At 71.7% G+C, this 13,186-nt stretch carries 17 protein-coding genes; 7 read left to right on the plus strand and 10 right to left on the minus strand.

All coding sequences use genetic code 11. From position 1 onward, the window contains the following. Positions 1-421: 421 nt before the first annotated feature. Both ACIA77_RS03985 and ACIA77_RS03990 read left to right on the plus strand, forming a co-directional pair. The gene (locus ACIA77_RS03985) at positions 422-1,552 is read left to right on the plus strand and encodes a glycosyltransferase family 4 protein (protein ID WP_395884333.1); all 1,131 of its coding nucleotides are present in this window, start codon (positions 422-424) and stop codon (positions 1,550-1,552) included. A 509-nt stretch (positions 1,553-2,061) separates the two neighbouring features. Further along, positions 2,062-2,919, plus strand: a complete 858-nt coding sequence (locus ACIA77_RS03990) for a glycosyltransferase family 2 protein (protein ID WP_395884244.1) — start codon at positions 2,062-2,064, stop codon at positions 2,917-2,919. Here the strand turns inward: ACIA77_RS03990 and ACIA77_RS03995 are convergent, their stop codons facing one another. Further along, positions 2,920-3,327 (minus strand): hypothetical protein, encoded by a 408-nt coding sequence (locus tag ACIA77_RS03995; protein WP_395884245.1) that lies wholly within the window; start codon positions 3,325-3,327, stop codon positions 2,920-2,922. A 150-nt stretch (positions 3,328-3,477) separates the two neighbouring features. Between ACIA77_RS03995 and ACIA77_RS04000 the strand changes: the two genes are divergently transcribed. Both ACIA77_RS04000 and ACIA77_RS04005 read left to right on the plus strand, forming a co-directional pair. Continuing rightward, complete coding sequence (locus ACIA77_RS04000; RefSeq protein WP_395884246.1) at positions 3,478-4,557, plus strand: sugar phosphate nucleotidyltransferase; 1,080 nt, start codon at positions 3,478-3,480, stop codon at positions 4,555-4,557. Then, positions 4,557-5,450, plus strand: coding sequence for a DNA-3-methyladenine glycosylase family protein (locus tag ACIA77_RS04005; RefSeq protein ID WP_395884334.1), 894 nt, complete (start codon positions 4,557-4,559; stop codon positions 5,448-5,450). The genes ACIA77_RS04000 and ACIA77_RS04005 overlap by 1 nt, the downstream gene beginning before the upstream one ends. A 3-nt stretch (positions 5,451-5,453) precedes the next feature. Here ACIA77_RS04005 and ACIA77_RS04010 read toward each other — a convergent pair whose 3' ends face one another. The 8 genes from ACIA77_RS04010 to ACIA77_RS04045 form a co-directional block, all read right to left on the minus strand. Then, positions 5,454-6,107, minus strand: coding sequence for a hypothetical protein (locus ACIA77_RS04010; protein ID WP_395884247.1), 654 nt, complete (start codon positions 6,105-6,107; stop codon positions 5,454-5,456). Between the two features lie 66 nt (positions 6,108-6,173). After that, positions 6,174-6,527 carry a hypothetical protein gene (locus ACIA77_RS04015; RefSeq protein ID WP_395884248.1) on the minus strand — a complete coding sequence of 118 codons (354 nt, stop codon included), beginning with the start codon at positions 6,525-6,527 and terminating at the stop codon, positions 6,174-6,176. A gap of 62 nt (positions 6,528-6,589) precedes the next feature. Next, positions 6,590-6,943 (minus strand): GntR family transcriptional regulator, encoded by a 354-nt coding sequence (locus ACIA77_RS04020; RefSeq protein WP_395884249.1) that lies wholly within the window; start codon positions 6,941-6,943, stop codon positions 6,590-6,592. 16 nt (positions 6,944-6,959) lie between these two features. Then, positions 6,960-7,103 (minus strand): hypothetical protein, encoded by a 144-nt coding sequence (locus ACIA77_RS04025; RefSeq protein ID WP_395884250.1) that lies wholly within the window; start codon positions 7,101-7,103, stop codon positions 6,960-6,962. 10 nt (positions 7,104-7,113) lie between these two features. Further along, positions 7,114-7,650 carry an NUDIX hydrolase gene (locus ACIA77_RS04030; RefSeq protein ID WP_395884251.1) on the minus strand — a complete coding sequence of 179 codons (537 nt, stop codon included), beginning with the start codon at positions 7,648-7,650 and terminating at the stop codon, positions 7,114-7,116. Next, positions 7,647-9,026, minus strand: a complete 1,380-nt coding sequence (locus ACIA77_RS04035) for a coenzyme F420-0:L-glutamate ligase (RefSeq protein ID WP_395884252.1) — start codon at positions 9,024-9,026, stop codon at positions 7,647-7,649. The genes ACIA77_RS04030 and ACIA77_RS04035 overlap by 4 nt, the downstream gene beginning before the upstream one ends. Continuing rightward, positions 9,001-9,999 carry a 2-phospho-L-lactate transferase gene (gene cofD / locus ACIA77_RS04040; protein ID WP_395884253.1) on the minus strand — a complete coding sequence of 333 codons (999 nt, stop codon included), beginning with the start codon at positions 9,997-9,999 and terminating at the stop codon, positions 9,001-9,003. The genes ACIA77_RS04035 and cofD overlap by 26 nt, the downstream gene beginning before the upstream one ends. Then, the gene (locus ACIA77_RS04045) at positions 9,996-10,754 is read right to left on the minus strand and encodes a GNAT family N-acetyltransferase (protein WP_395884254.1); all 759 of its coding nucleotides are present in this window, start codon (positions 10,752-10,754) and stop codon (positions 9,996-9,998) included. The genes cofD and ACIA77_RS04045 overlap by 4 nt, the downstream gene beginning before the upstream one ends. Before the next feature lie 59 nt (positions 10,755-10,813). Here ACIA77_RS04045 and ACIA77_RS04050 point away from each other — a divergent pair, with 59 nt between their 5' ends. The 3 genes from ACIA77_RS04050 to dapC all read left to right on the plus strand — a co-directional run bounded on the left by ACIA77_RS04050 (position 10,814) and on the right by dapC (position 12,526). Next, positions 10,814-10,999, plus strand: coding sequence for a hypothetical protein (locus ACIA77_RS04050; protein WP_395884255.1), 186 nt, complete (start codon positions 10,814-10,816; stop codon positions 10,997-10,999). A gap of 118 nt (positions 11,000-11,117) precedes the next feature. Next, positions 11,118-11,438, plus strand: coding sequence for a ferredoxin (gene fdxA, locus ACIA77_RS04055; RefSeq protein WP_204091424.1), 321 nt, complete (start codon positions 11,118-11,120; stop codon positions 11,436-11,438). After that, positions 11,435-12,526, plus strand: a complete 1,092-nt coding sequence (gene dapC, locus ACIA77_RS04060; RefSeq protein ID WP_395884256.1) for a succinyldiaminopimelate transaminase — start codon at positions 11,435-11,437, stop codon at positions 12,524-12,526. The genes fdxA and dapC overlap by 4 nt, the downstream gene beginning before the upstream one ends. 28 nt (positions 12,527-12,554) lie before the next feature. On the opposite strand, the gene ACIA77_RS04065 is transcribed toward dapC, so the two are convergent. Continuing rightward, positions 12,555-13,175: a TetR/AcrR family transcriptional regulator gene (locus ACIA77_RS04065; protein WP_395884257.1), complete on the minus strand. Its 621-nt coding sequence runs from the start codon at positions 13,173-13,175 to the stop codon at positions 12,555-12,557. Positions 13,176-13,186 lie beyond the last annotated feature (11 nt).

The following is a 13,186-nucleotide window of genomic DNA, read 5'->3' on the forward strand; positions in this document are numbered from 1 at the left end:
GCCGTTGGGGCGCGCCGCCAACTCGCCGGCTCGAAGCGCTCGCGTCTCCTCGACGGAGGCCGTGTCGGCCGCCCACCGTCGGCGGACCTGAAGGTGACTCTGCCTCCCAAAATCGCCTGAGCGGGGCCGGCGAACCTGCGCCACCTGCGAGATCGCGCCGGCTTCTGGACTGAGCGATTCCCTCGGCCCCCGGGGCCGAGGGAATCGGGAGGGAAGAAGCCGGGTCGAAGCGATCTCGCCGCCTCGGCGGAGCCGAGGCAGACAACACAGAGCCGAGGCAGACAACAGAGCCGAGGCTCATAACACAGAGCGAGGGCAGATGACACAGCCAGAAATACCAACCCGAGGCAGAAATTGGAGAGTTCCTCACCTGCGCTCTGGGTGATCGCCGTACTCTGCTCACGTGACCGGTGATCCCCGTGTGCTGATCGACGCGACCGCGGTGCCCGCGGACCGGGGTGGCGTCGGCCGGTACGTGGATTCGCTCGTTGCGGCGCTCGACCAGGACGGTGCGCGGCTGACGGTGGTGTGCCAGCCGCGGGACCTGTCGCTCTACGACCGGCTCGCGCCGGGGGCCCGGGTGGTGCCCGCGTCGCCCGCGACGTCGACGCGGACAGCCCGCCTGACCTGGGAACAAGCGACGCTGCCGCGCCTGGTGCGCAAGCTCGCCGCCGACGTCGTGCACTCGCCGCACTACACGATGCCGCTCGCGAGCGGCGCCGCTTCGGTCGTGACGCTGCACGACGCGACGTTCTTCACCGACCCTGTGCTGCACTCGTCGGTGAAGGCCCGCTTCTTCCGCGCGTGGACGGTGGCCGCGCTGCGCCGCGCGACGCTCTGCGTCGTCCCGAGCCAGGCGACGGCCGAGGAGCTGGCCCGCGTGAGCCCGCTGCGGCACGCGGATCTGGAAATCATCCACCACGGCGTCGACACGGAACGTTTTCACCCGCCGTCCCCGGAGGAGATCGCCGCGGCCCGCGCGGCCGTCGGCATCGGGGGGACGCCGTACCTCGCGTTCCTCGGCGCGCTCGAGCCGCGCAAGAACGTGCCGGCGCTGATCCGCGGCTTCGCCCGGGCCGTCGCCGGCTGGCGTGAAGCGCCGGCGCTGGTGCTGGCCGGCCAACCGGGCTGGGACACGCAGGTGGAGCGCGCCCTGGACGCGGTGCCGCACCGGCTGCGCGTGATCCGCGCGGGTTACCTGCCCTTCGGCACCCTGGCGGGTTTCCTGGGCGGGGCCGAGCTGGTGGCCTACCCGTCCCTGGGCGAGGGCTTCGGCCTGCCCGTGCTCGAGGCCATGGCCTGCGGCGCCGCCGTGCTGACCACCCGCCGCCTCTCCCTGCCCGAAGTCGGCGGCGACGCCGTCGCCTACTGCGGCGTCGGCGCCGGCGACGTGGCCGCCGCGATCACCGAACTCCTCGCCGACCCCACCCGCCGCGCGTTCCTCTCGGCGGCCGCCCAGGAGCGCGCGAAGGAGTTCTCGTGGGCCACCACGGCGGAACGCCACCGCGAGGCGTACGCGAAAGCCTGGGACCGCCACCGCCACACCCGCTGACGGGCCCGGTTTGTTAACACCTCGTGCTAAAATGATCATGCGAGGTCCCGTAGGACTGAGTATGAGAGCCTGTGATGCGTCCGGACGGTCGTCTCGCAGGCTCTTCGCCTGTAAGAGCTTGATATGTGCTTCCGCCAGCCGCGCGGCGCTTGTGTCCAGCAGCCCGCTCCGAAGCACCAGGCCACGGCGTCGGAGATCCACAAGGATGGGTTCCATCGTCGAGTCGAGGTGCTCGTAGGTCAGTTCGGTTTCCGACGGCCGGGATCCCAAGGTTTGCCAGAGCCCTTCGGTGATCGTGTCCACCTCGATGATCACGACTGTCCAGCACCAGCCGGTGCGCGCCGACATCGGGCAAGTCCTCGGCAAACGCGGCGCAGGCATCGGTTGCGGCCCGATTCGTCGACGAAGGCGTGCACTGACATCTGATCATTCTCGCGGCACGTGCGTCACCCTCGGTGACAGGGTCGATCGGTCTCCGTTGCCGTGGGTGAGCGGGGGACAATGGCGCGGTGACTGAGCCCCGCAGCTACGGCGACAACCTGGCCGTCGTGACCGTGACGTACTTCGCCGGCGAGACGCTCGAGAAGTTCCTCGACACGCTCGACAAGGCGACCGACCGGGACGTCCGCGTGGTGGTCGCCGACAACGCGTCCACGGACGGCGCGCCGGAGAAGGCGGCCGGGCGGGAGAACGTGCAGCTGGTCAGCATCGGCGAAAACGTGGGGTACGGGACGGCCGCCAACCGGGGCGTCGCGGCGCTCGACGACAGCTACGGCTGGGTCGTGGTGGTCAACCCCGATCTCGAGTGGGAGCCGGGGTCGCTCGACGCGCTGCTGGAGGTCGCGAAGCGGTGGCCGCGCGGGGGCGCGTTCGGGCCGCTGATCCACGACCTCGACGGCACCGTCTACCCGTCCGCGCGGCTGCTGCCGTCGTTCGGGCGCGGGATCGGCCACGCCGTGTTCGCGAAGGTCTGGCCGGGAAACCCGTGGACGCGCCAGTACCGCCAGGAGAACGCGACGCCGGTCGAGCGCACGTCGGAGTGGCTGTCCGGCTCGTGCCAGCTGTTCCGCCGCGAGGCGTTCGACTCGGTCGGCGGCTTCGACACGCGCTACTTCATGTATTTCGAAGACGTCGACCTCGGCGACCGCCTGGGCAAGGCCGGCTGGCTCAACGTCTACGCGCCCTCGTCGAGCGTCATGCACATCGGCGGCGTGTCGACGGCGCGCGTGTCGAAGAAGATGCTGCGCGCGCACCACGCCAGTGCCTACCGCTACCTCGCCGATCGGCACCCGGGCTTGCTGTGGAAGCCCGTGCTCGCGGCGGTGAAGCTCGGTCTTGCCGTGCGCGTCAAGCTCGAAGGCGCTTGATCACAGCCCGTCGAGCCGGCGGGAGAGGTTCGACCGGCCGCTGGTCTGCTTGATCGTCGGGACCAACCCGGTCAGCTCCTCCTCGGCCGGATCCTTGAGCGGGCTCGCCACCGGAGCCGCCTTCGGACGCGGCACGAGCGGCGTGGTCACCTGCGGAGCGGGAACCTCGAGCGGCTGCGTCGACGTCTGCTTCGCCAGCGGGTGCTCGTCGTTCTCCTCGATCAGCGACGCCGGCAGCTGCGTGGTCGTGTCGGGATCTTGCTGGTCGAGCTCCTTGACCACGGCTCTCGGGATCTGCTGCGTGTTGGAGGCGTCCATCGGCGACGTCATGTTGTCCGGCGTCACCACGAAGGCGCCGCGGGAACGAGCGCGTGCGAGCAAAGCGTCCGCGCGATCGCGGGGGTCCATTTCCCCTCGGCCTCCCGACTGACCCGGGGCCTCTGGGGAAAGGCCCGCCTGTTTCGTGTCTAGGGTAGGCCCTCGGGGGCTTCGCCGCCCACGTTTCCCGCGGCTTGTCGCCCAGCGGTGCGTGATACAACAGAATTTTGAGGAGTTTCCGTGACGTCCGAGCTCGAGGTTGACGCCGTCGTGCTGGTCGGGGGCAAGGGCACCCGGCTGCGGCCGCTCACCCTGTCCGCGCCGAAGCCGATGCTGCCGACGGCCGGCACGCCGTACTTGAGCCACCTGTTCTCGCGGATCCGCGCGGCCGGGATCCGCCACGTGGTGCTCGGTACGTCGTACCGCGCGGAGGTGTTCGAGGAGTACTTCGGCGACGGTTCGGCCCACGGGCTCGAACTCGAGTACGTGGTGGAGGACGAACCGCTCGACACGGGTGGAGCGATCCGCAACGTCTACGACAAGCTGCGCGCCGAGCACGTGATCGTCTTCAACGGCGACATCCTCTCCGGCGCTGACCTGCGCGAACAGCTGCGGACCCATGTGGACTCCGGCGCCGACGTCACCCTGCACCTGCAGCGCGTGGCCGACCCGAGCCGCTTCGGATCCGTGCCCACTGACGAGAACGGGCGCGTGCAGGCGTTCCTGGAGAAGACGCCGAACCCGCCGACCGACCAGATCAACGCCGGCTGCTACGTCTTCCGCCGCTCGGTGGTCGAGACCATTCCGACGGGCCGGCGCGTGTCGGTCGAGCGCGAGACGTTTCCCGGGCTCCTCGCCGACGGCGCGCACCTGCACGGGTTCGTGGACTCCTCGTACTGGCTCGACGTCGGCACGCCCGAAGCGTTCGTGCGGGGGAGCGCGGACCTGGTGCGCGGGATCGCGCCGACGTCCGCGCTGGCGGGCCCGACCGGCTCGTCCCTGGTGCTGGACGGTGCTTCCGTCGCGTCCTCGGCGGTGTTGTCGGGTGGTACGACGGTCGGCGCGAAGGCCGTGATCGGCGAGGGCGCAACGGTCGACGGCTCGGTCGTGTTCGACGAAGCCGTGGTCGACGCCGGGGCCATTGTGGAGCGTTCGGTGCTGGGCCGCGGCGCGCGCGTCGGCGCCGGCGCGGTGCTGCGCGGCGTGGTGATCGGCGACGGCGCGTCCGTCGGCGCCGGCTGCGAACTCCTCGACGGCGCCCGCGTCTGGCCCGGCGTCACCCTGGCCGACGGCGCCATCCGGTACTCGAGCGACGCATGATCGAGTGGCGCCCGCCCTTCGCGCTGGACTTGGCCGCCGTGCTGAGTCCGCTCAGCCGTGGCCGCGGCTCGCTGAACTTCCGCGGCGAGCGCGGCGTCTGGTGGCTGGCCGCCAACACCCCTTCCGGGACCGGGACCTTGGCGCTACTGCGCCGTCCCGACGGGGTCGTCGAGGCGGACGCGTGGGGCGCCGGCGCCGAGTTCCTGCTCGACGGCGTGCCCGCGCTGCTGGGCGCCGAAGACGACGACGCCGGTTTTGTCGCCCACCACTCCGCGGTCGCCACGGCGCGCCGCTCGGCCCCCGGCCTGCGCCTCGGCTCGACGCGGCGCGTGTGGGACTCGCTCGTGCTGGCCGTGCTGGAGCAAAAGGTGTCCGGCAAGGAGGCGATCCGCTCGTGGGCGGAGCTGTGCCGGTGGTTCGGCACTCCGGCGCCCGGCCCGGGGCCGGCTTCCCTGCGCGTGCCACCGTCACCCACGGCGATTCGCTCCATTGTGGACTGGAACTGGCACCGCATCGGCGTCGACCTCAAACGCCGGACGGCCCTGATCAACGCCGCCCGCGTCGCGCCCCGGCTCGAGGAAGCCGTGGCCCTGCGGGGCGCTGCCGGACGCGCGCAGCTGCGCAAGGTCTCGGGCATCGGCGTCTGGACCGCGGCGGAAATCGCCCAGCGCGCCTGGGGCGACCCGGACGCCGTCAGCTTCGGCGACTACAACATCCCGAACATGGTCGGCCACACCCTCCTGGGCCGCCGCATCGACGACGAGCAGATGGCGGAGCTGCTCGCGCCCTACGCGCCGCAACGCCAACGCGCCGTGCGCTACCTCGCATCGTGCGGCGCACGGGCGCCTCGATTCGGGCCCCGCATCGAACTCCGCGACTACCGCGCGATGTAACCCCTACTTCGGCGGCTGCTGCCCCGGCGCCGGCGGCTGCGGCTCCTGGCCCGGCTGCTGCGGGTACTGCGGCTGCTGCTGTTGCGTATCTTGGCGCGGCTGCAGCTGCCCTTGTTGCTGCGGCGTTTGCGGGTACTGCTGCCCCGGCTGCGATTGCTGCTGGCTCTGCGCCGGCGGCTGCGGCAGATCCTGGCCCGGCTGCTGCTGCGGGTTCTGTTGTTGTGGATTCTGTGCCTGCGGCTGTTGCGGGTTCTGCCCGGACGGCATCGGCTGCTGCTGCGGGTTCTGGCCGGGTTGCTGCGTTCCCCACTGCTGCTGCCCTGGCGGGTATTGATGGCCCTGCGGCTGCTCCGGACTTTGCCCCACCTGCTCTTGTTGTGAGAACTGCTGGCCGGGCTGTTCCCACTGCGACGGGTACTGCTGCCCCACCTGCGGCTGCTGTGGCGGGTGCGGCTGCCACCCCTGCGCCGCCTGCTGCTGCGGGTATTGCCCAGGCTGCTGCATCCCCGGGTACTGCTGCTGCGGCGGAAACTGCTGCTGCGCCGGGAATTGCTGCTGTGGCTCCTTCGGCTTCCGTCCCACGGTGAACTTCAGCACGAGGATCACCACCAGCACGACGATCAGCAAGATCGGGATGATCAGGTTGGTAAAGCTCACGATTGTTCCTCTCGGCGTCCTCCGCGGTCAGCCCCGCGCCGGCGGTTGCGGCGGATCCTGACCCGGCTACATCGGCTGTTGCTCACCAGGCTGCGGCTGTTGTGGTGGCGAGTACTGCCCGTACTGGTGCGACGGGTACGGACCTTTCGCCATCTGCTGCCCGGCGCCGTAGGGCTGGCCCGGCGGAAATCCCTGCGGCGGATACCCAGGCTGCTGCGGATACCCCGGCGGTTGCTGACCCGGCGGAAACCCTTGGTGCGCATACCCAGGCGGATACCCCGGCGGCTGCATCCCTTGCCACGGTGGTGGAACCGGCGGTTGCGTCCGCTTGTTCGACGCCTGCACCGCCACCACGAACGCCACCACGAGGCCCGCCAGGAGCAGCAGGACGAGCACGTGCCAAGGCTGGAAGGCGTTCACAGCGAAGCTCCCTCCCCGGACTGTCAGTCATCGTAGGGGGACGGAGCGGAGCGCGCCCGGCGTCAGCGGAGGGCGGCCTCGACGATGGCCAGCGCTTCCTCCGCGGGCAACCCGAGTTGCCGAGTCACGGAGGCGTAGTCGGCGGCGGCGCGGCGGGCGCGGGAACGGGACTCATCGCCCGAAGCGCCCACGAAACTGCCCGCCCGGCCGCGGGTTTCGAGCAGCCCCGCCTCCTCGAGTTCGCGGTAGGCGCGCGCGACGGTGTTCGGCGCGACGCCCAGTTCGGCGGCGAGCGCGCGGACCGTCGGGAGCTTCGCCCCGACCGCGAGCGTGCCGTCGTTGATCTGCGCCGCGATGGACGAGCGGACCTGTTCGTACGGGGGCACGGGGGAGGCGCTGTCGTAGCTGACGGTCACCGGGAACCTCCAGAGGTCACTTGCGGCGGCGCTTCCGGCGCAGGCTCACCACCACGCCCACGACGACCAGCGCGAACGCGAGCGCGAATCCGGCGGCGACGACCCAGCCGCTCACGAAGCCGCCGTCGCCGAGGTGCAGGTGCGGGCGTTGGGGGAACACGCCCGCCACCCTAACGGGATGAAGTGGCCGCCGTGATCAGATCGGCCAGATCTTCGGAGCCGGCGGGGAGGGCGTCGATCGGCCACCAGCGCAGGTCGTCGGACTCCGCGCTGCGGACGGGGGTGGCGCCGGCCGGTGCGGAGACCGCGTAGCGCACGTCGAAGTGGCGGGTGGGCACGCCCAGCGAGCACGTGATCGGGTGGACGTCCAGGTGGACGGGCGCGGAACCGATCGTCAGGTCCGGAATGCCCGACTCCTCCGTCGCCTCCCGCAGGGCCGCGGCCGCCAGCGAAGGGTCCGACGGTTCGCAGTGCCCGCCGAGCTGCAGCCAGCGGCCGACGCGCGGGTGCAGCGTCAGCAGGACCTGCGTGCCCGTCGAGTCGAGGACCACGGCCGACGCCGTGAGGTGGCCGGCCGCGCACGAGCGCCGCACCGAATCGTCGCGCGCGGCCAGGAAGCCCAGGTACGCCTGGCGCAGGGACTCCTGCGCAGGCGCCGAGGGCGTCCAGGAGGTGAGCGTCGCGACGGCGTCCGCGTGCAAGGTCACAGCTCCACGAGTCCTTCCCCCGGCGAGCCCGGCTGACGGACCGGCGGTGTTTCCAGCGGGTGCCCGATCGCGACGGCCCCGAGCGGCTCCCAGCGCGAGTCCAGCCCGAGGGTCGACCGCACGAGGTCCGCCGCGAAGATCGTGGAGCCGATCCAGCACGAGCCCAGCTCCTCGGCGGCCAGCGACACCAGCAGACCCTGCACCGCCGCACCGGCGGCGACCGTGAACATCGTGTGCTCACAAGCGTTCCGCCGCTCGTCGCGGTAGGTGTGGGCACCGTCGGGCACGAGGAACGGGATCACGACCTCCGGCGCGCGGTAGAGGATGTCCCCGCGCGACAGGCGTTTCTCGATCTGCGCCGGCGTGAAGTCGTCGCCCGAGAGGTCCGCGCGCCACGACTCGCGCATCGCGTCGAGCAGCTTCGTGCGCAGGCCGTGGTCGCGCAGCCAGACGAACCGCACGGGGTGCGTGTGGTGCGGCGCGGGTGCGGTCAGCGCCGACGCGACGGCGCGCTGCAGCGCCGACGGAGCCACCGGCTCGTCGGAGAACGCCCGCACCGAACGCCGGTTCGGCACCGCCTCGCGCCGGCCCTGCGCCAGCGCTTCCGCGGTGCCCAGGCGGAACAGGTCCTCGTCGACCGGCCGCACCAGGTCACGTGCGGTCGAGCCGTCGTCGACGAGGTCGAGGCCACGCACGACCGCGACCGGCAGCCCGCCGAGCTTGCCCTTCACCAGGTCCGCCGCGGCGGCCAGCTCGTCGGCCACCGCGATCTCGGTGACGGCGAGCTCGTTGCCCTGCGAATCCACCTGGCCCGCGTAGCCGTGCAGCACGCGCACGCCCGACGAGCCGATCGCCGCGTCGGTCTGGCCGATCCGCCACGCGCGGCCCATGGTGTCGGTGATGACCACGGCGACCTCGACGCCGAGGCGTTCGCGCAGCCCGCCGCGCAGCGCCCGCGCCGACGCGTCCGGGTCCGCGGGCAGCAGCGCGACCTCGTCGCCCTGCACGTTCGACGCGTCGATGCCCGACGCCGCCTGCACGATCCCCAGCGGGTTCTCCGTGATCACCGTGCGCGCGACCCGCGCGACAACCCGTACGGTCTCGTGCTCGATCAGCTCGCGCCGCGCGGCGTCGCGGGCCTCCGGCTCGCTCGGCACGCGCACGAGCCTGCCCTCGGTCTTCGACACGACCTTGCTGGTCACCACGACGATGTCGCCTGAGCGCAGCCACGGCGCCGCGGCCACCAGCGCGCCCGTCAGGTCGTCGCCGGGGCGGAACTCCGGCAGCCCGGTCACGGGCAGGATCTCGACCTTCGCCGAAGCGTGGTCCTTGAACTCAGCACCGCTCGACTCAGACACCGCGTACTCCCGCAACATCCAGGGCCGCCCGCACCATCGCGGCGGTCGCGTCCACATCGGACATGAGCAGCGGCACCGCGCGCACGGTCACGCCCGGCACCGTCACGTCGTGGTCCTCCTCGGCGACGAGCCAGCCGTCGAGCACCCCGCCCTCGGACCGCGCGCCGTAGTGCCGGCCGACGGCCTCGGCTGAAGTCTCCACGCCGATCGCGGTGAGGCACGCGTCGGCCATGCCGCGCAGCGCCTTGCCGCCGATGATCGGCGACACCCCGACGACCTTGGCCGGCGACTTCCGCAGCGCCTCGCGCACGCCCGGCACGCCGAGCGTCGTCCCCACGCTCACCACCGGGTTCGACGGCGCGAACAGCACCACGTCGGCCTCGGCCAGTGCCTCGAGCACGCCCGGGCCCGGTTTCGCCTCGTCGTTGCCGACCGCCACGATCGAATGCGCCGGCGGACCGGCCTGGTAGCGCACCCACCACTCCTGGAAGTGGATCGCCTTCTGCTGCTCCGGCTGGTCCGGGTCGTCGATGACGACGTGGGTCTCCACGCGGTCGTCGGTCATCGGCAGCAGCCGCACGCCGGGGTGCCAGCGGTCGCACAGCGCCTCGGTGACGGCCGAGAGCGGGTAGCCCGCGCGCAGCATCCGCGAGCGGATCAGGTGCGTGGCGATGTCCTTGTCGCCCAGCCCGAACCACGTCGGCTCGGCGCCGTACGCGGCGAGCTCCTCCTTGACGACCCACGTCTCGCCCGCGTGACCCCAGCCGCGTCCGGTGTCGATGCCGCCGCCGAGGGTGTACATGCAGGTGTCCAGGTCGGGGCAGATGCGCAGGCCGTGCATCCACACGTCGTCGCCGGTGTTCACCAGCGCGGTGACCTCGTGCTGCGACGGCTCGTCCGGCTCGCCCGTCGCGGGCATCCCCAGCGCGGTCTTCACCCCGAGCAGGAAGCGCGCCCCGCCCACTCCACCGACCAAAACGACGATCTTCACGACTGCGGATCCTCGCACGCGCCGGGTCCCGGGCCCCAGTAGCGGTACCTGTGGTGCTCCGTACAGCCGAGCGCGGAATACAGCTCCAGCGCACCCTCGTTGTCCACGGCCACCTGCAGCACCCACTTGTCGGCGCCGTGTTCGCGGCCCCACGCGGCCAGCGCGTTCATCAGCGCCGACGCGAGCCCGCGGCGGCGGAACTCCGGCCGCACGGCCAGCCGCGACACGTGCAGCCACTCGTCCACGACGGCGCCCCGCACCGCTCCCGCGGTCGTGCCCGCAGCGTCGCCGGCGTCCACCACGCCGTAGCCGATCTTCCCCGTGGCCAGCACGTGGCGCTCGGCCGCGCTCGGCTCCCGGTGCTCGGCCGTGAGTTCCCACCATTCGGGCGTCGGTTCGTCGAGGACCTCGGCCGCGCCCGGCGGTCCCGTCGGCAGCGGCCCGACGAGCACCGACACCTGGTAGCCCGCGGCGTGCTCGGTCCACTCGGCCCAGCCCGCGGCGGCCACCGCGCGTTCGAGGTCGCTGTCCTGGATCACCTGGACGACCGGCGGGATCCCCCGATCGTGGGCGAAGTCACAAACGGTCTTCAACGCGGCGGGCACGCCACGCCCGGGGTCGCCGACGGCGAGTGCGCTGTTCGCGCGCCCGGTGAAGCCGTCGGCCCAGCGCAGCCGCCACTCGCCGAGGGGTTCGTCGACCACCGCCGGCCAGGCCCGCGCACACACGAGTTCGAGCATTTCCGAGTCGTTCACGGTTAGATTGTGGAGGAGGCGGCACCGCGGCCGCGGCCCCATTTTCGCAGGGAGGACCGATGAGCTACGCGCGCAAGGACGACCGGCACAACGACGACCTGGTCAACGAGATCGCGGACGGTTTCGCCAGGACGATCAAGGAGAAGAAGGTGGACGAGGACGGCACGGTGAAATCCTCCGGCCCCGGCTTCACGATCACCGGCGACGCGCGCAACGCTCCGCAGCCCCGCCGACGGGACCGCTGAGCGGGGCATTCGACGCCATACCAGGGGTATGGCTAAGGGTTGCCTAAGCAGGACCGGTGGTGCGGCAAGCGCGTAATGTCCGAGGGGGACTGGCTCTAGAGAAAAGCAGGAGTGCGCAGTGACCTACGTGATCGCCGAGCCCTGCGTCGACGTGCTCGACAAGGCGTGTATCGACGAGTGCCCCGTGGACTGCATCTACGAGGGCGAGCGGATGCTGTACATCCACCCCGACGAGTGTGTCGACTGCGGCGCCTGCGAACCGGTCTGCCCGGTCGAGGCCATCTACTACGAGGACGACGTCCCCGACAACTGGTCCGACTACACCAAGGCGAACGTCGACTTCTTCGACACGCTCGGCTCGCCGGGCGGCGCCTCCAAGGTGGGCAAGACCGATCACGACCCCGCCTTCATCAAGGCGCTGCCCCCGCAGGGCGAATGACCACTCGCGCACTGCCCGACTTCCCCTGGGATTCGCTCGCCGAGGTCAAGGCCCGCGCGCAGGCGCATCCCGGCGGGATCGTCGACCTTTCCGTCGGCACGCCCGTGGACCCGGTTCCGGCCGGGATCCGCGACGCGCTGGCCTCGGTCTCCGACATCCCGGGGTACCCGGCCACCCACGGCACGCCCGCGCTGCGGGCCGCCGCGGTCGAGTCGCTCGGCCGGCGGTACGGCATCACGGGCCTCGAGCCCGACGCCGTACTGCCGACCATCGGCTCGAAGGAGGCCGTGGCCTGGCTGCCGCGGATGCTCGGCTTCGGCCCGGGTGACCTGGTGGTGATCCCCGAGCTCGCGTACCCGACGTACGAGGTGGGCGTGCTCATGGCGGGCGCGGACGTCGTGCGCGCCGACGGGCTCACGCAGCTCGGCCCGCAGCGCCCGGCGATGATCTGGCTCAACTCGCCGTCGAACCCGACGGGCAAGGTGCTGCCCGTCGAGCACCTGCGCAAGGTCGTGGAGTGGGCGCGCGAGCGCGACGTGATCGTCGCGTCCGACGAGTGCTACCTCTCGCTCGCGTGGGACGCCGAGCCCGTGTCGGTGCTGCACCCGTCCGTCCACGGTGGACGGCTCGACGGGCTGCTGGCCCTGCACTCGCTGTCGAAGTCCGCGAACCTCGCCAGCTACCGCGCCGGGTTCATCACCGGCGATCCGAAGCTGGTCAAGCAGCTGCTGGAGATCCGCAAGCACGCGGGCATGATCGTCCCGCGGCCGGTGCAGGAGGCCATGGTCGCCGCCCTCACGGACGACGAAGCCGCGGCCGCGCAGCGCGAGCGCTACGCCCGCCGCCGACTCGTGCTGCGGAAAGCGTTGCAGGACAACGGTTTCGAGATCTCCCACTCCGAAGCGGGCCTGTACTTGTGGTCCTCGCGCGGCGAGCCCGCGCTGGACACCGTGGCCTGGCTCGCCGACCGCGGCATCCTCGTCGCCCCGGGCACGTTCTACGGCCCGGCCGGTGCCGAGCACGTGCGCGTCGCCCTCACCGCGACGGACGAGCGCATCGACGCGGCCGTCGAGCGGCTGAACTCCTGAGCGCTGAGCAGGCGCCGCGCGCGCCCGCTCAGACGTCGCGGCCCGTGAACCCGCGGTAGACGAACCGGGTCAGCGCCTCGACCGCCTCGTCGTCGGTCGGCGTGGCCCGGTCGGATGGCTGCGGGCCGGTCAGCCACATCCGCGCCGCGCTGTCGATCAGCTGGTACATCATGGCGATGCTGAGCTCCGTCGACGCGGGCAGCCGGTAGCCGGCGGCCGTGACGTGGGCCAGGTGCCCGTCGAGGTCGGCCGCCTGGGTCACGCCGAAGTTCGCGAACGTGCGCGCGAAGTCGTCGTTCACCATCGCCGCCTGCTGCAGCGCCTGCATCGTCGGCGCGTTGGCGCGGTAGAAGTTCCAGTACTGGCGCACGTGCCAGCGCACGGCCGCCGGGTCGCTGAAGTCCGTGAGGTGGTCTTCGGACAGCGCGTCCTCGTCGCCCGCCGCGGCCAGGTCGCCCAGGAGCGCTTCGAGCAGCTCCTCCTTGCTCGCGAAGTGGTTGTAGAACGAGCCCGCCGCGCGGCCGGCTTCCGCCGTGATGTCGGTGATCTTGGTGTTCAGGTAGCCCTTGCGGGCGAACACGCGCTTGGCCGCCTCCTTGAGCGCGGTCTCCGTTTCGGCGGCCTTTTCCTTGCGGCTCGTCGCAGTCATGCCCCCACCTC

The sequence above is a fragment of the Amycolatopsis sp. NPDC051903 genome (assembly GCF_044452505.1).
Taxonomy (GTDB): Bacteria; Actinomycetota; Actinomycetes; order Mycobacteriales; family Pseudonocardiaceae; genus Amycolatopsis.